This window comes from Agrobacterium radiobacter, from assembly GCF_040801995.1.
GTDB lineage: Bacteria > Pseudomonadota > Alphaproteobacteria > Rhizobiales > Rhizobiaceae > Agrobacterium > Agrobacterium radiobacter.
On sequence record NZ_JBEGHX010000001.1, the window covers coordinates 2609011 to 2634261 of the forward strand.

Here is a 25251-nt window from a genome sequence, read left to right on the forward strand (position 1 = left end):
GCTTGAGGCATGTGGAAATAAGCCTCCTTAAATATCATCCGGTTTGCAGAAGGCAGGAAACGGAAATGGGCATACGCAGTGTGGTTTCTATCGTTTGCATTGCATTGTCTCTGGGCCTTCTCTGTGCGGCCGGCGAAGCCATGGCGCAGGGTGCCGCAAAAGGCGCAAGCGGTCTGCCGCTGCCGCGTTTTGTCAGCCTGAAATCAAAGCGCGTCAATATGCGCATCGGCCCGAGCACGGATTATGCCGTGTCATGGATGTATTTGAAATCGGGAATGCCCGTCGAAATCATCCAGGAATATGAAAACTGGCGGCGTATCCGCGATGCCGACGGCACGGAAGGCTGGGTCAATCAGGCCCTGCTGTCAGGTGAGCGCACGGCCGTTGCGGCTCCGTGGATGCGTGGCAAGGGCAAGGAAGTCTTTGTGAACATGCGCCGCGAAGCGCAGTCGGGCGCTTCCGTTGTTGCACGGCTTGAGCCGGGCGTCGTCTTCAGGATCGGCGAATGCAATGGCGACTGGTGCCGCGCCGAGGCCGGTCAGGCCTCGGGCTGGGTTTCGCAGGGCGAAATCTGGGGTGCTTACCCGGGCGAAGCCTTTAAATAAGACCGTGTTTTTCGCCAAGCGCCTTCAACGATGACATGGGGCGCGGGCCGATCTGCTGAATGACGGCGGCAGCCGCAAGGCAGCCGAGCTTGCCGCAATCTTCGAGCGACCGGTCCTGCGTATAACCAAACAGGAATCCGGCAGCGAAAAGATCGCCGGCACCCGTCGTGTCGACCACGTCATGCACCGGATAGGCTTCTACCTTCACACGCTCCGTGCCGCGCAGGATGACGGCGCCTTCTTCACTCATCGTCACCGCCGCGATCTTGCAGTCGGCTGCGATTTTGGTCAGCGCCAGTTCGAAATCGTCGGTTTCGTAGAGCGACAGTGCTTCCTGCTTGTTGGCGAAAACGATGTCCACCGTGCCGGAGCGCATCAGGTCGAGAAACTCTTCGCGGTAGCGGCCGACGCAGAAGCTGTCGGAAAGCGTCATGGAGACTTCGCGGCCGTTTTCATGGGCAATGCGGGCGCATTCGCGGATGGCGTCCTTGGCGCGCGGCGGGTCCCACAGGTAACCCTCGAAGTAGGTGACTTTCGTATCTGCCACCACATCATCTTCGACATCTTCCGGACCGAGATCGACGCAGGCGCCGAGATAGGTGTTCATCGAGCGCTCGCCGTCTTCGGTCACGAAGATCATGGAGCGGGCGGTCGGCGGAAAGGTGCCTTCCGGTTTCGTTTCGAAATAGACACCCTGGGCGCGGATATCGTGCTGGAAGATTTCTCCGAGCTGGTCTTCCGCCACCTTGCCGAAATAGGCGGCCTTACCGCCGAAATTCGCCACGCCTGCCGCCGTGTTGCCAGCGCTGCCGCCGGAGGCTTCAAGAGCCGGCCCCATAAGCGAATAAAGCAGCTCGGCGCGTTCCGCGTCGATGAGGTTCATCGCACCTTTGGTAATGGCATTGTCGTTGAGAAAGCGATCATCGCAGCGGGAGATAATGTCGACGATGGCATTGCCGACAGTCAGTACGTCGAATTTCGTCATAGGCCCTATCCGTTTCGCACGGGGTGTGCATATTTTTCGAAAGGTCTTAAACATTTCTCGCGGCAAGAAAAGCCCAAAGAGAAAATATGCGGTTCTCGGGACGGGGCGAAAACGCGTCATCTGCCTGTAATGTGGTTAAGCTATTCCTTCTACCAGAGCAAAAGGTGTGTGAACGCGTACCGGAATGGAAGACATGATGGTCTTCTGGCTCAACCGTTATCTCCGCCACGGATGTACTGGCGGTATATAACGGACATAAAAGGCGGGGGTGACCCCGCTTTTTCTTTTTGGAGAACGCCGGCCCATGGTACCACGTGGCCACTAAGGGCGTTTCCGCCCAAGCGCCTCACCACGCGTTCTTCCCCTTCACGGCATACCTCATCGGACGAAAACGCGGAGCGAAAGCGTATTCGTGATTCCATTCCCGCTGAAAAGGCTCTAAAGCGGAGTATCTCCCCGCAAAAGCCGCGAAAGCTTTCCCTCCATGTCTGCCGTTGCCGCGAATGTCGCCCCGATTTTCATTCTCATCCTGATCGGTTGGCTCACCGTCAAGGCCGGTCTGTTCAGGGCCGATGCCGGCGATATCCTCAGCGACTTTGTGTTCAAGATTGCTGTGCCGACCTTGATCTTCCGCACGCTTGCCGAAGCGAATTTTCACGGTGCTTCGCCTTTCCGACTGTGGATCACCTATTTCGCCGGCGTAGCCGTCACCTGGACGGTTGGGCATATCGTCACCCGTTATGTCTTCCAGCAGGATGTCCGCATCGCCGTCATTGCCGGCATTTCCTCGGCCTTTGCGAACAATATCTTCATCGGCCTGCCGCTGGTCGGGCGGTCCGTGGGGGATGAGGGGCTGGTCGCTCTCTCCATCCTGCTCGCCATCCATCTGCCTGTGATGATGATCGCCGGCACGATCCTGATGGAAAATGCCACCCATAAGGCGGTCGGCGGTGAAAAGCGCAGCATGGCTGCGGTGTTCAAGCAGGTAGGCCGCAATCTCATTACCAATCCGCTGGTGATCGGGCTTGTCATCGGGCTTTCGACCAATGTTTCCGGCGTAGCTCTGACGCCCATTTTAAAAACCGTGGTTGATCAGATCGCGTCGATGGCGGGGCCGGCGGCGCTTATTTCGCTCGGCATGGCGCTGACCAAATACACCATCCGCGGCAATATGGGCATTGCCGTCACCATGACGGTGTTCAAACTGCTGCTTCTGCCCGCCTGTGTGTGGGCAATGGGTCATGCGCTCGGTCTCAGCCGGGAATGGACTGCGGCGCTCGTGCTCACCTCCTCGGTGCCCACGGGGGTGAATGCCTGGCTTATCGCCAACCGCTTCGGCATCGGCCACAGCGTTGCCGCCTCCACCATCAGCATTTCCACAGCGACCGGCGTTCTCTCCGTGTCGCTGTGGGCATGGCTGTTGAGCTGATTATTCTGCTGCGTTGATTACTTCTGGGCGCTCAGAATCTTGAAGCGGGCGTTGCGGCATACTTCAGTGCTGGTGCGGAATTCAGCCGCGAGCACCGGCTCATAGGGCATGCCGCGATTGGCGACCATCAGCAGCTTGCCGCCGCTGCGCAGTGCGCCGGCGGCGGCCTTGATGAAGGCCTGACCGAGGGCAGGTTCTGCTGCCTGTCCCGCCGCATGGAAAGGCGGGTTCATGATGATGAGGTCGTATTTTTCCTTCGGCGGCTCGTTTGCCAGATCCTGCCAGAAGAAGCGCGCCGTCAGTCGCGGATTGTTTTCGAGAAGATTGGTCTTTGCAAATTCCAGCGCGTTCCAGTCTGCTTCAAACAGATCGATACGGGCCGTGCGCGGCGATTTCTCGGCCAGCATGACGGAGAGATAACCCCAGCCCGCGCCGAAATCGGCGGCGTTGCCGTCAAAATCGTTCGGTAGGCGCGATGCGAGCAGTTCTGAGCCATCATCCACGCGGTCATGCGAGAACATGCCGGGCAGGGCGGTGAAACGGCCTTCAACCGTCGCCGGTTTCTGGGCGAGTTTCGACACTGCGGATGCGATATCGTCCGGACGTTTGAACCAGAGGGCGACGCCGTGATATTTCGGTGTCGATTCCGCCTCGATGCCAAGCTTCGCCAGCGTCTTGCGCAGCGTCACGATACCGTCTTCCTTCGATCCTGCCGCGACGATCAGGCCGCCGGCCTTCACGCGCGAAAGTGCTTCGGCGACGCGGTTTTCGTTTTCGCCACGGTGCTTGCCGCACAGCAAAAGCGCCGCATCGTAGTCCTCGCCCGAAACATCCGGGGTGACTTCTGCGCCCTGAGCCTGCAAGGCCCGGTAGAGCGGCCGGAGATGTTGAACCGCGACGATCTCGGCGTCGAAACCATCAAGGCGCGGACCGGCCTCAGCTCCCAGAAACAGAACGCGCTCGCCCTCTTTCGGCATAGGAAGCATTTCCGAGGCAAAGGGGTGGAAAAGGGTTTTCACAGCGTCACGGCTCATGGGAGCATCCTCAAGGTAGAATAGAAAAAAGGCGCGGGCAAAACCCGCGCCTCGATAGGGTCTGGCGGCGCTGCCTTATTCGGCAGCGGCTTCGCCGTCTTCTTTCTTCTTGTCGGCAGCGATTTCCTGGCCGGTGGCCTGATCGACAACCTTCATGGACAGGCGAACCTTGCCACGCTCGTCGAAGCCCATCAGCTTGACCCAGACCTTGTCGCCTTCCTTGACGACGTCGGAGGTCTTGGCGACACGCTCTGAAGCGAGCTGCGAGATGTGAACGAGGCCGTCACGGGCGCCGAAGAAGTTGACGAAAGCGCCGAAGTCAGCGGTCTTGACAACAGTACCTTCGTAGATCTGGCCGACTTCCGGTTCCGCAACGATCGAGTGGATCCACTTGCGGGCCGCTTCGATTTCCTTGCCGGACGAGGAGGCGATCTTGACGGTGCCGTCGTCTTCGATGTTGATCTTCGCGCCGGTCTTTTCGACGATTTCGCGAATGACCTTGCCGCCGGAACCGATGACTTCACGGATCTTGTCGACCGGAATGTTCATCACTTCGATGCGCGGTGCGAATTCGCCGAGCTGGCCGCGGCTTTCGGTGATGGCGTTCGCCATTTCGCCGAGGATGTGCTTGCGGCCACCCTGTGCCTGCTCCAGAGCGATCTTCATGATCTCTTCGGTGATACCGGCGATCTTGATGTCCATCTGCAGCGAGGTGATGCCGTCGGCAGTACCGGCGACCTTGAAGTCCATGTCGCCGAGGTGATCTTCGTCACCCAGGATGTCGGAGAGGACCGCAAAGCGCTCGCCTTCGAGGATCAGGCCCATGGCGATACCGGCAACCGGCTTTGCCAGCGGAACGCCGGCGTCCATCAGTGCAAGCGAGGTGCCGCAGACCGTTGCCATCGACGAGGAGCCGTTGGACTCGGTGATTTCGGAAACGACGCGCAGCGTATAGGGGAACTGTTCCGCAGTCGGCAGCATCGGACGGATAGCGCGCCATGCGAGCTTGCCGTGACCGATTTCGCGACGGCCCGGGGAGCCCATGCGACCTGTTTCACCGACCGAGTAGGGCGGGAAGTTGTAATGCAGCAGGAAGCGTTCCTTGTACATGCCGGTAAGGCTATCGACATACTGTTCGTCTTCGCCGGTGCCGAGCGTCGCAACGACGATCGCCTGGGTTTCACCGCGGGTGAACAGCGCCGAACCGTGGGTGCGCGGCAGCAGGCCGACTTCCGAAACGATCGGACGAACGGTCGACAGGTCGCGGCCGTCGATGCGGCTCTTGGTGTCGAGAACGTTCCAGCGAACGATCTTCGCCTGAAGGTGCTTGAAGACGGCGCCGATTTCTTCCGGCGAGTACTTGGCTTCGCCTTCTTCCGGCAGGAAGTGCGCCTTGACCTTCGCCTTCACGGCGTCGACGGCGGCGTAACGGGCAGCCTTTTCAGTGATCTTGTAGGCGTCGCGCAGTTCGGCTTCGGCGAGCGCCAGCATTTCGTTTTCGAGCGCGGAGAAGTCTTCCGGTTCGAATTCGCGTGGTTCCTTGGCGGCAACTTCGGCGAGCTTGATGATCGCGTCGATAACCGGCTGGAAGCCGCGATGACCGAACATGACGGCGCCGAGCATGATTTCTTCGTTGAGTTCCTTGGCCTCGGACTCAACCATCAAAACAGCGTCCTGCGTACCGGCAACGACGAGGTCGAGAACAGACTCGTCCATTTCGTCCAGATGCGGGTTAAGAACATACTCACCGTTGATGTAGCCAACGCGCGCGCCGCCAACCGGGCCCATGAAGGGAATGCCAGAGAGCGTAAGCGCTGCGGAAGCCGCAACCATCGACAGAACGTCCGGGTTGTTTTCCAGATCATGCTGGATAACCGTGACGACGACCTGCGTGTCGTTCTTGTAGCCTTCCGGGAAGAGCGGGCGGATCGGACGGTCGATCAGGCGGGAAACGAGAGTTTCGTTTTCGCTCGGACGGCCTTCGCGTTTGAAGTAGCCGCCGGGGATCTTGCCGGCCGCGTAGGTCTTTTCCTGGTAGTTGACGGTCAGCGGGAAGAAGTCCTGGCCGGGCTTCGGAGACTTTGCGGAAACCACTGTCGCGAGAACCATCGTCTCGCCGTAGGTTGCGATGACGGCGCCGTCAGCCTGACGGGCAACCTTGCCGGTCTCGAGCTTCAGCGGGCGGCCTGCCCATTCGATTTCCACGGAGTGTTGATTGAACATATCTTGTCCTTGGTTGTGGCTGCCGCTCCAGCATCGTGCCGGCGGTGGCAACGCGGTGACTCAATCACGGGCAAGACAGCGGGAGGCTTTCGACAAGCAAGCATCCGGCAATCCTGCCCCATGACAGGTCTGCGGTTGAAAAGGCGACACCGGCCCATCCGGGTCTACCTTATCGTCCGGGGGCCACATCTGCGGCAAACGCCCGGAAATTCATATAGCCTTTGAAAGGCCGGATATAAAAACCGGCGGGCATCGTTGCGAAACCCGCCGGAAAAGTTATTAGCGGCGAATGCCGAGAGCACCGATCAGCTTGCTGTAACGGGCTTCGTCCTTCTTCTTCAGATAGTCGAGAAGCGAACGACGGCTCGAAACCAGCGTCAGAAGGCCACGACGGGAGTGGTTGTCCTTCTTGTGGTCCTTGAAGTGACCGGTCAGGTTGTTGATCCGCTCGGTCAGGATAGCGACCTGAACTTCCGGAGAACCGGTGTCGCCTTCCTTCGTGGCATATTCCTTGATGAGGGCGGCTTTGCGCTCTGCAGTAATCGACATCGGACGATCCTTTCTGTTTTAAGGAAAAATGGGACGCCTTGAGCCGGGATGTCGTCCAGCTCAGGCCATTCAGCAGCATAGGCAAAGCCCAAGCTGGCGCTGCCTATAAACTATTCCGGGTGCAATGGAAAGAGGCGATTGATTCCCGCCCGCGCTGCCCGGCTCAGCCGAAAACCCGCTTCGGCCGAAACTCGCCTTCACCGATCTCGCCGATAGCGACAAGCTTGCCATGTGCGGTGGCATAGGCTTCCGGATGGTTGGCCGGTGCATCACGCCCACGAAGCAGGATTGGGTTGCCCATCTTCAGCCGGTGCGCCTGATCGTCGTTGATGATGAGGCGGGGAAGGGCGGAAAGCGCTTCGGCCGTATCGATCAGGAAGGCGTCCAGCGCCTCCAGCCGTTCGTCGCGGTCCTCCACGGCCTCCAGTGCCGTCAGGGTTTCGAGCGGCACCATCATGTCCTCGCCGAAGGGGGCGACCATGGTGCGGCGCAGTTCCGAAATATGGCCGAAACAGCCGAGATCACGGCCCATATCGCGTGCCAGCGCCCGCACATAGGTGCCCTTGCCGCATTCCACTTCGAAATGGGCCGTATTGGCGTCCGGGCAGGCAAGCAGCGTCAGGCGATGGATTTCGACCTCGCGTGCGGGAATTTCCACCGTTTCGCCTTCGCGCGCCAGATCATAGGCGCGCTCGCCAGCGATCTTGATGGCCGAAAATTGCGGCGGCGTCTGCAGGATCACCCCGGTATAGTTGGGCAGAATATCGCGGATCGCCTGTTCGTCCGGGCGCTGCTCGGAGGAATCGAGCACCTCGCCTTCCAGATCGTCGGTCGTGCGCTGCTCACCCCAGGTGACGGTAAATTCGTAGATTTTCCGACCGTCCATGACGTAAGGCACGGTTTTGGTGGCGTCGCCGAGCGCGATCGGCAGCATGCCGGAGGCCAACGGATCGAGCGTGCCGGCATGGCCCGCCTTCTGGGCATTGAACAGCCACTTGATCTTGGAAACGGCCTCGGTGGAGCCAAAATCGAGCGGTTTGTCGAGGATGAGCCAACCGGAAATCGGGCGGCCCTTGGGTTTGCGGTTCTGCTGTTTGCGTGGTTTGGACATGCTTCAGTTCTGTTCGTCGTCTTTTTCGTTTGAAGGTCCAAGATCGCGCTGCACTTCGGGCGAGCGCAGAAGGGCGTCGATCTTCTGGTAATTGTCGAAACTCGTATCGTCGCGGAAACGCAGTTCCGGCATGTATTTCATCTGCCGCAGCTGCGGGCCGAGGCGGCCGCGCATGAACTTGGCATGGCGGTTGAGCGCCGTGATGATGTCGGTGTGATCGGCAACGCCAAGCGGCGTCACATAGGCGGTCGCGATCTTCAGATCGGGAGACATGCGCACTTCCGAAATGGAAATGACGGTGCCTTCGATCAGATCGTCGCGGACTTCACCGCGCTGGAGAATCTGGGTCAGGGCGGCGCGCACCTGTTCGCCAACACGCAGCATGCGTTGCGAAGGGGCCGATGATGTAGCTTTTGCCATTGGTTATGCCTCAAACGGAGCGAGCGCCGGTAAGCCGGCGCCCGACAGTAAATTCCTGTTTTGCGGCGAGAACGCTTAGAGCGTTCTCGTGATGTGTTCGACGCGGAAGCACTCGATGGTGTCGCCGGCGCGGATGTCTTCGTAGTTTTCGAATGCCATACCGCACTCCTGACCAACAGGCACTTCGTTGACTTCGTCCTTGAAGCGCTTGAGGGTCTTGAGCTTGCCTTCGTGGATAACGACGTTGTCGCGCACCAGACGCACACCCGCACCACGTTCCACCTTGCCCTCGACGACGCGGCAACCCGCGACCTTACCGACCTTGGTGATGTTGAACACCTCGAGAATTTCGGCATTGCCGAGGAAGGTCTCGCGACGTTCCGGCGAAAGCAGACCCGACATCGCCGCCTTCACGTCATCCACCAGATCGTAGATGATGTTGTAGTAGCGGATTTCTATACCGGCGCGTTCGGACGCCGTACGTGCCTGTGCGTTGGCGCGAACGTTGAAGCCGATGATCGCGGCGTTCGATGCCTCGGCAAGCGAGATATCCGATTCCGTGATGGCACCAGCACCAGAGTGAACGACACGAGCGCGGACTTCGTCTGTGCCGAGCTTGTCGAGCGAAGCGATAATGGCTTCGACCGAACCCTGCACGTCCGCCTTGATGACCAGCGGGAATTCCTTCAATCCCGAAGTCTGCAACTGGCTCATCATCTGTTCCAGCGAACCGCGCTGGCCGGTCTGACGGGCGACAGCCTTGTCGCGGGCCAGACGCTGGCGGTACTCGGAAATCTCTCTCGCGCGGCTTTCGTTTTCGACGACCGCAAAACGGTCACCGGCCGAAGGCGTGCCGGAAAGGCCGAGAATCTCGACCGGCATTGCCGGACCGGCTTCCTTGACGTGTTCGCCCTTGTCGTTGACGAGTGCGCGCACGCGGCCCCACTGGTCGCCGGCAACGATGATCTGGCCGGGCTTCAGTGTACCCTTCTGCACGAGAACGGTCGCGACGGCACCACGTCCACGGTCCAGCTCGGCTTCGATGACCGTGCCTTCTGCGGTGCGGTTCGGATCCGCCTTCAGATCGAGGATTTCGGCCTGAAGCAGGATCGCCTCGAGCAGCTTGTCGAGGTTGAGCTTGTTCTTGGCCGAAACTTCGACATCAAGAACTTCACCACCCATCGATTCCACGAAAACTTCGTGCTGCAACAGCTGCTGGCGCACCTTTTCCGGGTTTGCCTCGTGCTTGTCGATCTTGTTGATCGCAACGACGATCGGAACACCGGCAGCCTTGGCATGGTTGATGGACTCGATCGTCTGCGGCATCACACTGTCATCAGCGGCGACAACCAGCACTGCAATGTCGGTTGCCTGCGCGCCACGGGCACGCATGGCCGTAAAGGCGGCGTGGCCGGGGGTGTCGATGAAGGTGATCTTCTGACCGTTCTTTTCGACCTGGTAGGCGCCGATATGCTGGGTGATGCCACCGGCTTCGCCAGCGACCACGTTTGCCTGACGAATGGCGTCGAGCAGCGAGGTCTTGCCGTGGTCGACGTGACCCATGATCGTCACGACCGGCGGACGGGAAACCATCTCGCCTGCGTCGTCAGCCTGATTGAAGATGCCTTCTTCAACGTCCGATTCAGATACGCGCTTGACGGTGTGGCCGAATTCGACCGCGATCAGTTCGGCCAGATCGGCGTCGATAACGTCGCCCGGCTTCATCATCTGGCCTTCCTTCATCAGGAACTTGATGACGTCGACAGCGCGTTCGGACATGCGCTGCGACAGTTCCTGAATGGTGATGGTCTCAGGCAGGATCACTTCGCGCATGACCTTTTCGCGGGTTTCCTGCATCTGGCTGCGGCGGAATTTTTCCTGGCGGCGGCGCATGGATGCCATGGAGCGGCCACGCGGCGTGCCGTCTTCATCCAGATTGGACGAGGTAACGGTCAGCTTGCCGCGACGGCGTTCTTCTTCCGTCTTCAGGCGGGCAGCGGGCTTGGCCGGAACCGGAGCCACGACCTTGCCGCGAGCCGGAAGGCTGCTACCGCGGCGCGCACTACGATCGTCCTCGTCGTCACCACCGGTACGACGTCCGCGCGGAGCGATGGCGTCAGGCGTGGCAGGAGCAGAACGGGGAGCGGCGGCTGCAGGTTGAGGACGGGCGTCGGCTCGTGGCGCAGGTGCTGCGGCCGCAGCCGGCGTTTCATCGGCCGGTTCGGATTTTGCTTCAGTGGCAGGCTGGCTTGCGGCCACCTTTGCAGCCGCTGCCTCTTCGACGGCGCGGCGTGCCGCCTCTTCCTTTTCGGCTGCGATGCGCTGTTCTTCCTCGACCTTGCGGCGTGCTTCATCTTCCGCGCGCTGCTTGGCTTCCACCACGTCACGAGCCTGCGCTTCCATCAGCGCGCGGCGACGGGCTTCCATCTCGCCTGCTGAAAGGTCGTGCAGAACATTGCCGCGCGGTCGGTCAGGCTGGCGCTGCTGGGGTGCGGACGAGCCTGGACGCTGCTGCGACTGGGAAGAGCCCGGACGCTGCTGCTGGCCGCCTGGCTGGTGAATACGCTGCTGGGGAGCCTGCGGACGCGGTGCCGAAGGCGCGGGGGCTGCTACCACCGGCCTCGGTGCTGCCGCAACAGGCTGAACCGGCTTCTCGTCTTCGGGACGCAGGGGGCGGCGCTTGCGTGTTTCCACGACAACCGCGTTTGTGCGACCTCGACCCATGTCCTGCCGCACGGTACCTTGATTCATCCCGCCCGGTTTCAGGGTAAGAGTCTTCTTGGCCGGCGCATTGAGTGTCTTGTCGTCGTTGTTGTCGGTCATTCCGTTCCCGTTCCTTCGGACGAGAACCGGATGACGTTCATCAGGTCTCGTCGTTCAATTGCTGCATCGGAACGCGGCGACCGTTCATGTCGGGCAACCGCGTCATTGTTCTGTCCGGGCAGCGTCGCGTTCCGCCTGAGATCGACCGCCAAGGCGGTACTGCTCAAGCATCGTTGCGCGCTTCACTACACCTTCACCCGCCTGCCCTGCAAGCGCGCAGGCATGGATAAAAGCATTCTGGCCCATCAACTCGTCCATTTCGGCTTCGCTAAAGAGCCGGAAGGACGGAATTTCATTGCCGGCATCGCTGCCGAGCGCCCAGGCCTTGCGGGCCTGGTCCAGTTTTCTCACGCCATCGGCCGCAGCATCGGTCGCGTGGAATACGGCGATCGCGTTCCCGGACCGGACGGCGGCATCGACCTTCGTCGCGCCACTGATGAACTGGCCCGCCTTGCGCGCCATGTTCATCATACCAGCCACATGCTGCGCCATCAGCCGGTCGAGAATAGCAAGAAGCTCGGGTCCGGCCTTGACGTCACGTTTGAGCGCCCGCGCGAAGAGCTTCTTCGCGATGGCCTTCTCGATCAGGGCGCGCTCGGGTGTTACCCAGCAACCGCGCCCCGGCAATTGGCGTTTCAGATCCGGCACGACGCTGCCGTCCGGGCCTGCGACGAAGCGGATCAGCTCATCCGGCGATCCGCTTTGCCGTGTCACAATGCACATACGTCCATTGACGTCGCCTTTGAGCCGCCCGTCGTCATCCGTTTCGGGCAGCTCGTCCGGCTCATGCGCCTGCGATGTCATTCCTGTTCGGCGGTATCCGCCTCCTCGGCAGCTTCCGCATTGGCTTCCTCTTCAGAAGCGAGCTCTTCGGCGGTGATCCAGCCTGCCAGAAGGCGGGCCTGCACCACCATGTTCTCGGCTTCGACGCGCGAAACGTCGAGCTTGGAGAAGATGCCTTCGAACTTCTTCGTCTCGCCGTCCTTGCGCTCGCTCCAGCCGACCAGGTCGTCTGCGGCACAGCCGGCAAAGTCCTCGATGGTCTTGATGCCTTCTTCACCGAGGGCGACCATCATCTGCGAGGTCAGGCCGTCGATCTGGCGCAGTTCGTCGGAAACGCCGAGTTCCTTGCGCTTGGCGTCCATTTCGGCTTCCAGGCGCTCCAGATATTCGCGGGCGCGGGTCTGGATTTCATCGGCGGTGTCTTCGTCGAAGCCGTCGATCGACGAAATTTCGTCGAGATCGACATAGGCCAGTTCTTCAACCTGCGCGAAGCCTTCCGAAGCCAGAACCTGACCGACCATTTCGTCGACATCCAGCGCTTCCATGAAGAGGGCCGTACGCTCGTTGAATTCCTTCTGACGGCGCTCGGATTCTTCCTGCTCGGTCATGATGTCGATATCCCAGCCGGTCAGCTGCGATGCCAGACGCACGTTCTGGCCACGGCGGCCGATGGCGAGCGACAGCTGCTCATCCGGAACAACCACTTCGATGCGCTCGGACTCTTCATCCAGAACGACCTTGGCGACTTCTGCCGGCTGCAGGGCGTTGACGATGAAGGATGCCGGCTCCTGGCTCCACGGAATGATGTCGATCTTTTCGCCCTGGAGTTCGCCGACGACGGCCTGAACGCGCGAACCGCGCATACCGACGCAGGCGCCGACCGGATCGATAGACGAGTCGTTCGAGATAACCGCGATCTTGGCGCGCGAACCGGGGTCACGGGCAACCGACTTGATCTGGATGATGCCGTCGTAGATCTCAGGAACTTCCATGGTGAACAGCTTCACCATGAACTGCGGATGGGTACGCGACAGGAAAATCTGCGGGCCGCGCTGTTCGCGGCGAACGTCGTAGACGTAAGCGCGCACGCGATCGCCGTAACGCATGTTTTCACGCGGGATCATCTCGTCACGACGGATGATGCCTTCGCCACGGCCGAGATCGACGATGACATTGCCATATTCGACGCGCTTGACGGTGCCGTTGACGATTTCGCCGATACGGTCCTTGAATTCGTCATACTGGCGGTCACGCTCGGCTTCGCGCACCTTCTGCACAATCACCTGCTTGGCGGACTGGGCGGCGATACGGCCAAAATCCATCGGCGGCAGCGGGTCGGCGATGAAGTCGCCGAGCTTGGCGTCCGGGTTGCGGTCGCGGGCCAACTCAAGCGGGATCTGGGTCGAATAGTCCTCGGCCGCTTCGACAACTTCGAGAAGACGCTGCAGGCGAATTTCGCCGGTCTTGGAGTTGATGTCGGCGCGGATGTTGGTTTCCGAACCATAGCGCGAGCGGGCGGCTTTCTGGATAGCGTCGGCCATTGCGGCAAGCACGATTTCGCGGTCGATGACCTTTTCGCGCGCCACAGCATCGGCGATCTGCAGAAGCTCAAGCCGGTTAGCACTCACTGCCATTTTTCTATCTCCGTAAGTCGCATAATTGCGTTGATCGCCCGTTTTTTCGGGCTTTACGTTGGAATTAGTCTTCGTCTGCTTCGTTTTCGTCGTTCTGGTTTGCGGCGGCGGCCTTGGCGGCCTTGTCTGCCCGCAGCGCATCACGAATAAGGTCGTCCGTCAGAATGAGCTTCGCATCGGAAAGCGCGCTGAACGGAATGATGACTGTCGGCTCTTCGCCATAGGCGATCTGGTCGCGTTCCAGCTTGAAGCCGTCAGCATTAACCTCAACGATCTTGCCGCGAAACCGCTTGCGGTTCTCGACCAGAATGGAGGTTTCGACCTTCACCAGATGGCCCTGCCAGCGGGTGAAATCCGATTTGCGAACCATCGGCCGGTCGATGCCGGGCGAGGAAACTTCGAGATGATACGCTTTATCGACCGGATCTTCCACATCAAGAACCGGTGAAATCGCCATCGAAATGGCTTCGCAGTCCTGAACGGTCATGGTTCCGTCTTCGCGCTCGGCCATCACCTGCAGCGTCATGCCGTTCTGGTTGGAGAGCCGCACGCGCACCAGAAGATAGCCCATGCCCGTCAGAACAGGCTCGATGATCTCGGCAATGCGCTGGTCGATGCCTGTTTCGGTAATCAGTCGCGGTTCTTGTGCGGTGTCTGCCATCTGGCCTTCCGGTCTTTGATTTTCACCGGGCTTTCTGCCCGTGGTTTCCGGTTCGCCTAACGAAAAAGAGCGGAGCCTTGCGGCCCCACTCTTCATCAAGCGATCAAGAATTTCAGGGGTCATATAGACCCATCGGGGCAGGATTGCAAGGTTTTAGCGGGCTCCTCCGCTTCGGCCACTGCCTTCGCCACATTTTCACCCTTACCTTGTCGGAAAGGCTGGCATGATTACCGGCACTGTCTATAGTTGCCGTTTGACAAATCGCAGTTGCATCAAGTGGACAGAGCGTGCCTGACCGTAAATCGCCACTCGCGCCTTTAAGGCATTTGACTTACAGACGAATCTGGGTCGCGAGCCTTGCCTCGAATTTCGGCGGACTGATCCAGGCGGTGGGCGCCGCATGGATGATGACGTCGCTCTCAAGTTCGGAAAACATGATCGCTCTGGTGCAGGCCTCCACCTCTTTGCCGATCATGCTGTTCTCGCTGATTTCAGGCGCGCTGGCCGATAGTTTCGACCGCCGCCGCATCATGATTTCGGCGCAGCTGCTGATGCTGACGGCCTCTGTGCTGCTCACGGTTTTTGCCTGGTCCGGCTGGCTCACGCCCTGGCTTCTGCTCTTCTTCACCTTCATGATCGGCTGCGGCACGGCGCTCAACAATCCGTCCTGGCAGGCATCGGTCGGCGAAATGGTGCCGCGCGAGGACTTGCCCGCCGCCGTGACGCTGAACAGCGTCGGCTTCAACATCACCCGCAGCGTCGGCCCGGCCATCGGTGGTATCATCGTCGCCGCCGCCGGTGCTGCCGCTGCGTTTTTCGTGAATGCGCTGAGCTATTTCACCCTGATCTACGCCCTGTTTCGCTGGCAGCCGCCTAAATATGCCTCGACATTGCCGCGCGAGCAGCTTCTGGCCGCCATTTCGGCCGGCATGCGTTATGTGGCGATGTCGCCCAATATCGGCAAGGTGTTGGTGCGCGGTTTCCTCTTCGGCCTTTCCGCCAGCGCCATCCTCGCCCTGATGCCCATCGTCGCTCGCGATCTGGTCGAGGGCGGTCCGCTGACCTACGGCGTCATGCTCGGCGCATTCGGTGTCGGCGCGATAGCCGGCGCGCTGGTCAGTGCGAGACTGCGTGAGGTCCTGTCCAGCGAATGGATCGTGCGCGTCGCCTTTTTAGGCTTCGCTTTCAGCTCCGGCGTGACGGCGGTGAGCACGAGCGCGATCATCACCTCGCTTGTCCTGACGGTTGCCGGCGCCTGCTGGGTTCTGGCGCTGTCGCTCTTCAACACCATCGTCCAGCTTTCCACGCCGCGCTGGGTGGTGGGTCGGGCACTGTCGCTTTACCAGACGCTGACCTTCGGCGGCATTGCGGTCGGCAGCTGGCTGTGGGGTGAGTTGGCGGAAGACTACGGCATTTCCTATTCGCTTCTCTGTTCCTGCGTGCTGATGCTGCTCGGCGTCGTCGTCGGCCTCAAGCTCGCAATGCCGGCCTTCGCCTCGCTCAATCTCGATCCGCTCAACCGTTTCGTGGAACCGCCGCTGAGACTGGACATCAAGCCGCGCAGCGGCCCCATCGCCATTCTCATCGATTATGAAATCCATGACGAGGACCTCGGCGAATTCCTGCCGTTGATGGCCGAGCGTCGCCGTATCCGCCTGCGCGACGGCGCGCGCAACTGGAACCTGATGCGCGATCTCGAAAACCCCGACATCTGGACGGAAAGCTACCATGTGCCGACATGGGTGGAATATGTCCGCCACAACCACCGCCGCACCCAGGCGGATGCGGAAGCCTGGGACCGGCTGCTCGAGCTTCACCGGGGCAAGACGCGGCCGCGGGTACACCGGATGATCGAGCGGCAGACCATCCCGCCGACCGACGATATCTTTCACAAGCCGCATACCGATCAGCACTGAAAGACGATGCGCTGGGAGAGTGGCGGCGGCTTTTACCCCACACGCGCCGTCATCCTCGGGCCTGTCCCGAGGATCCAATCACCTGTCGTTAAATCAATCGGTTGCAGATGCTCGGGAAAGGCCCGAGCATGACGGAAGAGAGGTTTGTGCTTCGCCAGCAACCTGCTATTTCAGCTTCGCCTTCAACGTCGAATCGGGAAAGCAGGTGGGGGCCAAGCCGTTTTTCGCCTGCCAGTCGCCGAGCGAGCGGCGCGTCTTGAAGCCCGCCAGCCCATCGGCCTTGCCGACATCATAACCCTTGGTGACCAGCGCCTTTTGCATGGCGAGAACGTCGGAGCGCAGCATCGACCCGACATTGCCCCATTCACCCTTGAACGGTCCTGCTCCATGGGTGATGCGGTCGGCGAGATTGCCGATGAAGAGCGCGTAGAGATCGGAATTGTTATATTCCTTGATGACGTAAAAATTCGGCGTCACCACGAATTCCGGCCCGTGCCGCCCGGCCGGCACCAGCATCATGCCGTCGGCTGATAGGTCGTTGGCTGGAAAGGCTTTTCCGGAAATGCGGGTAATGCCCATATTCGCCCAGTCGGCCACCGGCCGGGCAAGATCAGGGCCCTCCTGCGCGCAGGAGACATTGGCGGGGATAGAGACTTCAAAACCCCAGTCACGATTGCGCTGCCAGCCGCGCTGGGAAAGATAGTTTGCTATGGATGCCAGCGCATCCGGCACTGAGTTCCAGATATCGCGGTGGCCGTCGCCATCGAAATCCACGGCATATTTGAGATAGCTCGACGGCATGAATTGCGGCTGGCCGAGGGCGCCGGCCCAGGAACCCATCATGCGCGAGGCCGCGATATCGCCGCTTTCGACGATCTTCAGCGCATCGATCAGCTCGGCGCGGAACATCTCCTTGCGGGTCGACATATAGGCTTTTGTGGCGAGTACATCGACCACGGAATGCGGCAGTTTTGCTCGGCCGAACCCGGATTCGCGACCCCAGATCGCAACGACGATATCACCCGGCACACCGTATTTCGCCTCGATTCTGCGCAGCGTCGCCGCATAGGTGGCTGCAAGCGAACGGCCGGTGCTGGCCAGCCCCTGCAGCCGCTTTTCGGAGAAATAGGCGCCGGGTGAGGAAAATTCCGCCTGGCTCTGGCTCTGCTCCTTTGGCGGCTTCTGGCCGGGAATGACGAGATCGGGCAGGTTCCAGCTGATGGAGAGACCATTGAGCGTGGCTTCAAGCGTCTTTTGCGAAATGCCGGCCTTGCGGGCCTCCGGCCAGATTTCCTTTTTCAGCCAGACATTAAATTCAGCGTCATATCGGGCTGCCGCTGCTCCTGTCGGTGCCGACTGCGCTAGAGCTGTCGTTGCTGAAAAAACGGAAAGAAGTGCAGCCAGTGCCTTCGGGGCAAAATGGTTTCGCATTGGGTCTCCTCTTTGAATGACGGGGAGGGAGGGGGACTTCAGATCGTCGTGCGCGACCGAAGCGCCGCCGTCAATGTGCCCTCGTCGAGATAATCGAGCTCACCGCCCACCGGCACGCCATGCGCAAGCCGGGTGATCTTGATGTCGAGACCGGAGAGGCGGTCGGTGATGTAATGGGCGGTTGCCTGTCCCTCCACCGTCGCATTGACGGCGATGATAAGCTCGCGAATGCCGCCCGCGCTGACACGGTCGATCAGGCCCTTGATATTTAGGTCCTCCGGCCCGACGCCATCGAGTGGCGAAAGCGTGCCGCCGAGAACGTGGTAGGCGGTGTTCATCGCGCCCGTCCGCTCCAGCGCCCAGAGATCCGACACGTCTTCCACCACGATGATGACCGACTGGTCACGCCGGTCGTCAGCGCAGACGGTGCAGGGATCGATGGTATCGACATTGCCGCAGCAGGAGCAGATCTTCACCTTGTCATAGGCCTCGCCCATGGCATGGCCTAGCGGTCCGAGAAGTTGCTCCTTCTTCTTGATGAGATGCAACGCTGCCCGCCGCGCCGAGCGGGGCCCAAGCCCCGGCACTTTTGCCAGAAGCTGGATGAGTTTTTCAATTTCGGGACCGGTGACTCGTTTTGCCATGAGCGCTTTCTACTGCATAAAACGGGAAACGGGAATCATGAAGCACGAAGGGCAGGCCATGAAAATACAGGCGGTATGCCGGGGCGAGGCAAAAAGCCTGCCGGGAAAGACGACGAAGACGGGCATCTTCAAGCATCCCGTGAAGGGGCCGGTCATGGTGGATGCCGAAGGTATCGTCAGCGATGCCGTCTGCAATCGCAAACATCACGGCGGGCCGGATCAGGCAATTTACGTGATGGGCTCCGTTGATCTCGACTTCTGGTCCCGCGCTCTGGGTTTCGTGGTCGAACCCGGATTTTTCGGCGAGAACCTCGTGCTTGATGGTGTCGACAGCGCGAAACTCCATGTGGGTGACAGGTTCTCGGCAAGCGAAGTCTTGCTGGAGGTGACCGCTGCCCGCATTCCCTGCGCCACGCTGTCGGCCCGGATCGGCGATCCCGATTTCGCACCGCGCTTCCGGCAGGCAGGCCATCCGGGTTTTTATTGCCGGGTGTTGAAGGGCGGAATGCTCGCTGCCGGGGAGGATATCGCCTTTGCAGCCTATCAGGGAACGAAGCTGCCGATACCAACTATTCTGCAGCGCTTCCGCCCCATGCAGCTCGACGCAGCCGAACGCAGGACCTATCTCGAAACACCGCTTGCAAGCCGGTTCCGTGCGATGCTGGAAGCCTGAATCTCGCCTCGAGACAGGGACGGCGACCACGCCATGCGTGTCGCCATCCTCTTCGGGTTGATTATATCAGAACGGGAATTTCATGCCGGGCGGCAGCGGCAGACCCGCGGTCAGGCCGGCCATCTTTTCCTGTGCCTGCGCTTCGCCTTTTTCCTTGGCGTCCTTATGGGCAGCCACGATCAGGTCCTCGAGGATTTCCACCTCGTCTTCCTTGAACAGCGAAGGATCGATTTTCAGGCCGCGCATTTCGCCCTTGCCGTTGAGAATGACGGTCACCAGACCGCCGCCGGCCCTGCCTTCGACTTCGAGGGCGGCGATTTCTTCCTGCACCTTCTCCATCTTGGACTGCATTTCCTTGACCTTGCCCATCATGCCCATGATGTCACGCATGTGCCAATCTCCTGTTCTTTTTGTTTAAAACTCGATGTCGTCGCCGGGAAGGATGTCACCTTCGCTCGATTCGGCAACCGATGGCGGCGCGATATCCTCCGCCTCATCCTGTGCGGCGGCACGGATGCGCACGTCGGTGATTTTTGCGCCGGGAAACTGCGCCAGAATGGCGGCAACGTCAGGATCCTGACGCGCATCGACAAGGCGGGCATCCCGGGCATTGCCTTCAGCTTCGACGAGGGTAGGTTCCCCCTGTTCCTTGCTGAGGCTTATGATCCAGTGGATACCGGTCCATTCCTTGAGCTTGACGCCAAGCTCGCCGGGCAGAGAGCCGGGCGCGCCTTCGCCGAGGCGCATATCAAGCCGGCCGGGCTCCAGCCGCACCAGCCGCACAAAGTTTCGCACCTTCGCCCGCATGACGGGATCGCGGTTCTTCTGGCAGAGATCGGCAATATCCTGCACCGAATTGACGGGAACCTTCGGCTCCGGCCGCTCCTCGGTTTTGGGTGCTACGACCTGCATCTCCTGCGGGCGGCTGTCTGGAACGGCGCGCAGCATGGCGGAGGTCTGCGGCGTCGTCTGGCGCTGGGCGGGAAGATCGACAGGTCTTCCCGCGGCCACGGTCTGTCCTGACGAATAGGCGCGCGCACCGCCGCCATTGCCGCCGCCCGAAGGTCCGCCATTGGCGTAACCGCCGCCGTCGCCGCTCGAAAGCTCGAGCAGGCGCCGCGCGGCATCTTCAGGTGCGGGCAGATTGGCGGCGTGCGAAAGCCGGATCAGAACCATTTCGGCAGCACCGGCAGGCCGCGAGGCGTTTTCCGTTTCTGGAATGCCCTTCAGCAGCATCTGCCAGATACGTGACAGTGCGGTTACCGCAATCGTCTCGGCAAATTCCGCACCACGCACGCGTTCTATTTCCGAAAGCGAGGGGTCTTCCGCCGCATCAGGTACATATTTCATGCGGGTGACGAGATGGGTGAAATCGGCAAGGTCGTTCAATACGACGACAGGGTTCGCGCCCGCCTCATATTGCCCGTTGAATTCCGAAAGGGCGGCCGCGACGTCGCCTTTGACGACGTGCTGGAAGAGATCGACGATGCGCGCACGGTCGGCAAGGCCGAGCATGCCGCGCACCGCTTCGGCCTCCACCCGGCCGCCGCCATGGGCGATCGCCTGGTCGAGCAGGGAAAGGCCGTCACGGGCGGAACCCTCTGCCGCGCGGGCGATCATCGACAGCGCCTGCGGATCGGCCTCGAAACCTTCCTTGCCCGCAATGGCGGTGAACAGGCCGACGAGATCAGCGGCGCTGATGCGGCGCAGGTCGAAGCGTTGGCAGCGCGACAGAACGGTAATTGGAACCTTGCGGATTTCGGTGGTCGCGAAGATGAATTTCACATGTTCCGGCGGCTCTTCCAGCGTCTTCAGAAGACCGTTAAACGCCTGCGTCGACAGCATGTGCACTTCGTCGATGATATAGACCTTGTAGCGCGCCGAGACCGGGCGATAGCGCACCTGTTCGATGATCTCGCGAATATCGTCGATGCCGGTATGGGAGGCGGCGTCCATCTCGATCACGTCGACATGCCGGCCTTCCATGATCGCCTGGCAATGTTCGCCGGGGATCCGAAGGTCGATGGTCGGCTTGTCGATGGTGTCGGTCTTGTAATTCAGCGCGCGGGCGAGAATGCGTGCCGTGGTCGTTTTGCCCACGCCGCGAACGCCGGTCAGCATATAGGCCTGGGCAATGCGGCCGGTCTCAAACGCGTTGGTCAGCGTGCGGACCATCGGCTCCTGGCCGACCATCAGATCGGAAAAATCTTTCGGGCGATATTTGCGTGCCAGTACCCGGTAGCCGGTCCCGACCTGGGATTCGCTTGTTGTGGTGGGTACGGTATCGCTCATTGCCTCGCCAGTTTGTTTTGCCAGTTTGTCTTGGGGCGCTGAACTGGCCCGGCGAAAGCTGAGCACGTCTTCTAAAAAGGTGGGAGGCTGGCACGGCGACCCGTGCCGGGCTCGTTAGGGCTGCTTCCTTCCGGACCTGACCCGGTTGGCGAGTGGCTCGTCCACCACCAACCTCCCGGGGCCACATATCGGCAATATCGACAGCAAATGCAAGCCAAGCCTTCAAAAAACTGCTATCACGATGAAAACAAACATGGAGGACACCTTGGAGACATTCCGGCTGGACGACAGGCTGGCGCGCGACAGTGTGCTTGTGACGCGTTTGGGGCTATGTGAACTGCGTTTGCAAAACGACAGTCGCTGGCCTTGGCTGGTGCTGGTGCCGCAGCGAGACGGCGTCAGCGAATTGTTCGATCTCACCCCGCTTGATCAGGCCGTGCTGACATTCGAGACCAATCTCGTCGCGTCCGCCTTGAAGGAGATCACGGGGGCCACCAAGATAAATGTCGGTGCTTTGGGCAATATCGTCCGGCAATTGCATGTCCATATTATCGCCCGCAATGAAGGCGACACCTGCTGGCCCGGCCCCATCTGGGGTTACGGAATGGCGGTGCCCTATGCTGCGGGCGAAAAGGAAACTTTGATGAAAAAAATCTCCGGCGCGCTCTGATGATTTCCATGAAAATTTTTGAAACCACTGCCCCCCATCCTGAAGCAAGCCTGCTGACGGCCTTTTCCAAAAATGCCCTCGACCGTTTCGCCGAAAAGCGGACGGAGGAGTGTGTTGCCGATGCACTGAAAGTCGATGGCACCCATATTTTTGCCTTCTCGGGCAACCGGCTGGTCCTGAAACATGATGAGCAGGTCATCGATCCCCTGTTTTCCGCCTATGAGCTGGCCGAATTGCAGCCGGATTTCGACAATGCCGTGCTGCTCGGATACCGCGAAACCGGCGAGCCGAGAATTGCGGTGCCGGTCGCCGTGGCCGAGGATCAGCTGGCGAGCCATTACAAGCTGGCCGATGCCCGCACGCTTTATCGCGATCATCTTCTCGACGAGGAACTGCTGAGCGAGGTTGCGCAGGCAGTCAGCCTGACGCACTGGAATGGTGACAATCGCTTTTGCGGTAAGTGCGGCGGAACCATGGAGCTGCGAATCGGCGGCTACAAGCGCATCTGCGGCGCCTGCAGCCACACTATTTTTCCGCGCACCGATCCCGTTGTCATCATGATGACCATCGATATCGAGCGTGATCTCTGCCTGCTTGGCCGCGGTGCGCATTTTGCGCCGGGCATGTATTCCTGCCTTGCCGGCTTCGTGGAGCCGGGCGAAACCATCGAACAGGCCGTCCGCCGCGAAACGCATGAGGAATCCGGCGTTGAAATCGGTCGTGTGCGGTATCACGCCTCCCAGCCCTGGCCGATGCCGCATACGCTGATGATAGGCTGTTATGCCGAGGCGCTCTCTTTTGAGATCGCGCGTGACGAGATCGAGCTTGAGGATTGCCGCTGGTTCACGCGGGAAGAGGTAGCAAAGATGCTGGAGGCCCCGACGGGTGAAGGTTTTTCCGCGCCGCCAATGGGAGCCATCGCGCATCGGCTGATGCGCGACTGGGTGGAATGGCTAAAATAATGGGCTGCGGCAGGCTCAGCTCTGGTTGAGCTTGCCGCGCATCGCGTGACCGTTGTAGACGCCGAGAATGCGGACTTTTTCCGAGAAGAAACGCAACTCGTCCAGCGCATGCCGCACCGGCTCGTCATCGGGGTGGCCTTCAATATCGGCATAAAACTGCGTCGCCACGAATTTGCCGCCGAGCTGGTAGCTTTCGAGCTTCGTCATGTTGATGCCGTTCGTCGCAAAGCCGCCCATGGCCTTGTAAAGTGCTGCCGGAATATTGCGAACGTTGAAAACGAAGGTGGTGACGACGATTTCATCGCTCGACTGGCGCTTGGCCCAGTTTTCATCGCGGGAAAGCACCACGAAGCGCGTGACGTTGTTTTCCGAATCCTCGACATTTTCAGCGAGAATATCGAGACCGTAGAGGCTGGCGGCAAGACGTGGCGCAAGGGCCGCCATGCTGCGGTCGCCCTGTTCGGACACGAGCCTTGCGGAGCCTGCCGTATCGCCGGCGATGACGGGCTTCCAGCCGTTGGAACGAATGATCTTGCGGCATTGGCCAAGCGCGTGAATGTGGCTGTGGACGGTGCGGATCTCGTCCTTCTTCACGCCTGGCATCACCATCAGCTGGAAGCGGATCGGCATGAAATATTCACCGATGATGTGCAGACGCGATTCCGGCAGCAGGTGATGAATATCCGCAACGCGGCCGGCCAGTGTATTTTCAATCGGGATCATACCGAGATCAGCTTCGCCATTTTCAATGGCGTTGAAGGCATCCTCGAAGGTCGGGCAGGGCAAAGGCTCCATATCCGGGAACATGTCGCGGCAGGCCATGTCGGAATTCGCGCCGAATTCGCCCTGGAAGGCAATACGATTTGTGCTCAAGGTCATGGGACTGTCCGTTAGAGGGTTCTGCTTGCGAGAATTTTGCGGGCTTTTTCCAGATCGTGCGGCGTGTCGACGCCGAGCGGCACGGAACGGACGATTTCAGCGTCGATGCGCATCCCCGCTTCCAGTGCGCGCAGCTGTTCCAGCCGTTCGCGTTTTTCAAGCGGCGAGGGCGGCAGGCTCACGAATGTCTCGAGCGCAGAGCGGCGATAGGTATAAAGCCCGATGTGATGATAAAGCGGGCCATCGCCATAGGGTGCGGTGGTGCGGGTAAAATAAAGCGCGCGCAATCGCGTCTCGGAAAGCGGGCTGCCCACCACTTTCACCACGTTCGGATTGGTTTTTTCTTCCTCGTCGGTGATTTCGACCGTCAGTGTCGCAATATCGACCTCTGTATTTTCCAGTGGGCGCAGCGAAGCGCGGATCGTTTCCGCCTCAATGGTCGGCAGGTCGCCCTGAACATTGATGACATATTCCGCCTTTCCATAGGGGTCGGCCTTTTGCAGCGCTTCGAAAATGCGGTCCGAGCCGGACTGGTGGTCGTCGCGGGTCATCATCACGTCGAAACCGGCATTTTGCACGGCCGAAAACACCTGTTCGTCATCAACGGCAACAACGATTCGTTCCGCACCGGCCTCGCGTGCCCGCAGCGCAACCTGCACGATCATCGGCTTGCCGCCTATGTCGGCGAGCGGCTTGCCTGGCAGGCGTGTGGATGCCATCCGCGCCGGTATGAGGACGACAGCTTTCTCGAATTCCCGATTCTTCATCCGACACCCTTCAAATCCCGCCCGAAAAGTGTCAAAACGTCACGGTGTGGGGAGCATTATTCAAGTTGCGCAGGCTGTGCAAAAGCCATAGCTTTCGAGCAATTTCAAGATGCCCGTTATATCAAGCGGATGCGAGGGAGCGCATATAGATGAATTCTTATGTAAATATGGGCGTTGGGGCGTTGCTTGGCACGGTTTTCGTCCTGATGTCGGTGTCGATTGCGTCTGAGGGCATTTTCCATGCGCCTGCGCCCGAAAAGGAAGGTTTCGCCATTGCTGCGGCAGAGAGCGGCGGCGAAGCGGGTGGCGGTGAAGCCGCTGCCGCGGCGACGCCGATCGCGCAATTGCTTGCCAGCGCCGATGCCGCCAAGGGCGAAACAGTCTTCAAGAAGTGTACGAGCTGTCATACCGGAGAGAGTGGTGGTGCAAACAAGGTCGGCCCCAATCTCTTCGATATCGTCAACCGGCCGATCGCCAGCCATGAAGGTTTCAGCTATTCCGCAGGGATGAAGGATTTCTCCAAGGGTGGTTCCGTGCATTGGGATTACGATCATCTCAGCTACTTCCTCGAATCCCCCAAAAAACACGTTCCCGGCACGGCCATGGGCTTTGCGGGTGTGAAGAAGGAAACGGAACGCGCCGATCTCATCGCTTATCTGCGCACGCTTTCGGCAAACCCGGCACCGCTTCCGGATCCGGCAGCGGCTCCCGCGCCGACAAACTGATCGTCATGATGATTTCATGATAAAAGCCCGGCATC

General features: G+C 60.2%; 23 protein-coding genes and 1 other RNA gene. 7 read left to right on the forward strand and 17 right to left on the reverse strand.

The window, feature by feature from the left end; translation table 11 throughout:
- Positions 1 to 65 precede the first annotated feature (65 nt).
- On the forward strand, positions 66 to 605 hold the full coding sequence (locus MRBLRC7O_RS12810) for an SH3 domain-containing protein (protein WP_080865678.1): 540 nt from the start codon (positions 66 to 68) through the stop codon (positions 603 to 605).
- On the opposite strand, the gene MRBLRC7O_RS12815 is transcribed toward MRBLRC7O_RS12810, so the two are convergent.
- A complete protein-coding gene (locus tag MRBLRC7O_RS12815) occupies positions 598 to 1590 on the reverse strand; it encodes an adenosine kinase (RefSeq protein ID WP_003507158.1) in 993 nt (330 codons plus the stop codon). The genes MRBLRC7O_RS12810 and MRBLRC7O_RS12815 overlap by 8 nt on opposite strands.
- A 484-nt stretch (positions 1591 to 2074) precedes the next feature.
- Here MRBLRC7O_RS12815 and MRBLRC7O_RS12820 point away from each other — a divergent pair, with 484 nt between their 5' ends.
- On the forward strand, positions 2075 to 3019 hold the full coding sequence (locus MRBLRC7O_RS12820) for an AEC family transporter (protein ID WP_080865679.1): 945 nt from the start codon (positions 2075 to 2077) through the stop codon (positions 3017 to 3019).
- 17 nt (positions 3020 to 3036) lie between these two features.
- Here MRBLRC7O_RS12820 and MRBLRC7O_RS12825 read toward each other — a convergent pair whose 3' ends face one another.
- The 9 genes from MRBLRC7O_RS12825 to rimP all read right to left on the reverse strand — a co-directional run bounded on the left by MRBLRC7O_RS12825 (position 3037) and on the right by rimP (position 14257).
- The gene (locus MRBLRC7O_RS12825; RefSeq protein ID WP_035213073.1) at positions 3037 to 4053 is read right to left on the reverse strand and encodes a class I SAM-dependent methyltransferase; all 1017 of its coding nucleotides are present in this window, start codon (positions 4051 to 4053) and stop codon (positions 3037 to 3039) included.
- A gap of 75 nt (positions 4054 to 4128) precedes the next feature.
- Positions 4129 to 6276, reverse strand: coding sequence for a polyribonucleotide nucleotidyltransferase (gene pnp / locus MRBLRC7O_RS12830; protein ID WP_003507162.1), 2148 nt, complete (start codon positions 6274 to 6276; stop codon positions 4129 to 4131).
- Between the two features lie 279 nt (positions 6277 to 6555).
- The gene (rpsO, locus tag MRBLRC7O_RS12835) at positions 6556 to 6825 is read right to left on the reverse strand and encodes a 30S ribosomal protein S15 (RefSeq protein ID WP_003492949.1); all 270 of its coding nucleotides are present in this window, start codon (positions 6823 to 6825) and stop codon (positions 6556 to 6558) included.
- Between the two features lie 163 nt (positions 6826 to 6988).
- Positions 6989 to 7936, reverse strand: a complete 948-nt coding sequence (gene truB / locus MRBLRC7O_RS12840; protein ID WP_003507165.1) for a tRNA pseudouridine(55) synthase TruB — start codon at positions 7934 to 7936, stop codon at positions 6989 to 6991.
- Between the two features lie 3 nt (positions 7937 to 7939).
- Positions 7940 to 8356 (reverse strand): 30S ribosome-binding factor RbfA, encoded by a 417-nt coding sequence (gene rbfA / locus MRBLRC7O_RS12845; protein WP_003507167.1) that lies wholly within the window; start codon positions 8354 to 8356, stop codon positions 7940 to 7942.
- Between the two features lie 75 nt (positions 8357 to 8431).
- On the reverse strand, positions 8432 to 11179 hold the full coding sequence (gene infB / locus MRBLRC7O_RS12850) for a translation initiation factor IF-2 (RefSeq protein ID WP_080865681.1): 2748 nt from the start codon (positions 11177 to 11179) through the stop codon (positions 8432 to 8434).
- A 102-nt stretch (positions 11180 to 11281) separates the two neighbouring features.
- The gene (locus MRBLRC7O_RS12855) at positions 11282 to 11983 is read right to left on the reverse strand and encodes an RNA-binding protein (RefSeq protein WP_003507171.1); all 702 of its coding nucleotides are present in this window, start codon (positions 11981 to 11983) and stop codon (positions 11282 to 11284) included.
- On the reverse strand, positions 11980 to 13596 hold the full coding sequence (gene nusA / locus MRBLRC7O_RS12860) for a transcription termination factor NusA (RefSeq protein WP_080865682.1): 1617 nt from the start codon (positions 13594 to 13596) through the stop codon (positions 11980 to 11982). Before nusA ends, MRBLRC7O_RS12855 begins: the two co-directional genes overlap by 4 nt.
- 64 nt (positions 13597 to 13660) lie before the next feature.
- On the reverse strand, positions 13661 to 14257 hold the full coding sequence (gene rimP, locus MRBLRC7O_RS12865) for a ribosome maturation factor RimP (RefSeq protein ID WP_003507173.1): 597 nt from the start codon (positions 14255 to 14257) through the stop codon (positions 13661 to 13663).
- Positions 14258 to 14544: 287 nt separating this feature from the next.
- Here rimP and MRBLRC7O_RS12870 point away from each other — a divergent pair, with 287 nt between their 5' ends.
- Positions 14545 to 16173, forward strand: a complete 1629-nt coding sequence (locus MRBLRC7O_RS12870; protein WP_060722713.1) for an MFS transporter — start codon at positions 14545 to 14547, stop codon at positions 16171 to 16173.
- 165 nt (positions 16174 to 16338) lie between these two features.
- Here MRBLRC7O_RS12870 and MRBLRC7O_RS12875 read toward each other — a convergent pair whose 3' ends face one another.
- Both MRBLRC7O_RS12875 and recR read right to left on the reverse strand, forming a co-directional pair.
- Positions 16339 to 17604, reverse strand: coding sequence for a lytic murein transglycosylase (locus tag MRBLRC7O_RS12875; protein ID WP_080865683.1), 1266 nt, complete (start codon positions 17602 to 17604; stop codon positions 16339 to 16341).
- 38 nt (positions 17605 to 17642) lie between these two features.
- Positions 17643 to 18248 (reverse strand): recombination mediator RecR, encoded by a 606-nt coding sequence (gene recR / locus MRBLRC7O_RS12880; RefSeq protein WP_080865684.1) that lies wholly within the window; start codon positions 18246 to 18248, stop codon positions 17643 to 17645.
- Positions 18249 to 18285: 37 nt separating this feature from the next.
- Between recR and MRBLRC7O_RS12885 the strand changes: the two genes are divergently transcribed.
- A complete protein-coding gene (locus tag MRBLRC7O_RS12885) occupies positions 18286 to 18921 on the forward strand; it encodes an MOSC domain-containing protein (protein WP_003507178.1) in 636 nt (211 codons plus the stop codon).
- A 66-nt stretch (positions 18922 to 18987) separates the two neighbouring features.
- Here the strand turns inward: MRBLRC7O_RS12885 and MRBLRC7O_RS12890 are convergent, their stop codons facing one another.
- The 3 genes from MRBLRC7O_RS12890 to ffs form a co-directional block, all read right to left on the reverse strand.
- Entirely contained in the window at positions 18988 to 19311 is a 324-nt protein-coding gene (locus MRBLRC7O_RS12890; RefSeq protein WP_003507179.1) for a YbaB/EbfC family nucleoid-associated protein, read from the reverse strand.
- A 24-nt stretch (positions 19312 to 19335) separates the two neighbouring features.
- Positions 19336 to 21213: a DNA polymerase III subunit gamma/tau gene (locus MRBLRC7O_RS12895; protein ID WP_003507182.1), complete on the reverse strand. Its 1878-nt coding sequence runs from the start codon at positions 21211 to 21213 to the stop codon at positions 19336 to 19338.
- 79 nt (positions 21214 to 21292) lie between these two features.
- Positions 21293 to 21389: signal recognition particle sRNA small type (gene ffs, locus MRBLRC7O_RS12900), an RNA gene on the reverse strand.
- 65 nt (positions 21390 to 21454) lie between these two features.
- Between ffs and MRBLRC7O_RS12905 the strand changes: the two genes are divergently transcribed.
- Together MRBLRC7O_RS12905 and nudC are read left to right on the forward strand one after the other, a co-directional pair.
- Positions 21455 to 21883: an HIT domain-containing protein gene (locus MRBLRC7O_RS12905; protein ID WP_162690801.1), complete on the forward strand. Its 429-nt coding sequence runs from the start codon at positions 21455 to 21457 to the stop codon at positions 21881 to 21883.
- Positions 21883 to 22845, forward strand: coding sequence for an NAD(+) diphosphatase (nudC, locus tag MRBLRC7O_RS12910; RefSeq protein WP_003507186.1), 963 nt, complete (start codon positions 21883 to 21885; stop codon positions 22843 to 22845). Before MRBLRC7O_RS12905 ends, nudC begins: the two co-directional genes overlap by 1 nt.
- Before the next feature lie 15 nt (positions 22846 to 22860).
- On the opposite strand, the gene MRBLRC7O_RS12915 is transcribed toward nudC, so the two are convergent.
- The gene (locus MRBLRC7O_RS12915; RefSeq protein WP_003507188.1) at positions 22861 to 23724 is read right to left on the reverse strand and encodes a prephenate dehydratase; all 864 of its coding nucleotides are present in this window, start codon (positions 23722 to 23724) and stop codon (positions 22861 to 22863) included.
- A gap of 11 nt (positions 23725 to 23735) precedes the next feature.
- A complete protein-coding gene (locus tag MRBLRC7O_RS12920) occupies positions 23736 to 24491 on the reverse strand; it encodes a 3-deoxy-manno-octulosonate cytidylyltransferase (RefSeq protein WP_003507189.1) in 756 nt (251 codons plus the stop codon).
- Positions 24492 to 24640: 149 nt separating this feature from the next.
- Here MRBLRC7O_RS12920 and MRBLRC7O_RS12925 point away from each other — a divergent pair, with 149 nt between their 5' ends.
- The gene (locus MRBLRC7O_RS12925) at positions 24641 to 25216 is read left to right on the forward strand and encodes a c-type cytochrome (RefSeq protein ID WP_003507191.1); all 576 of its coding nucleotides are present in this window, start codon (positions 24641 to 24643) and stop codon (positions 25214 to 25216) included.
- Positions 25217 to 25251: the final 35 nt, after the last annotated feature.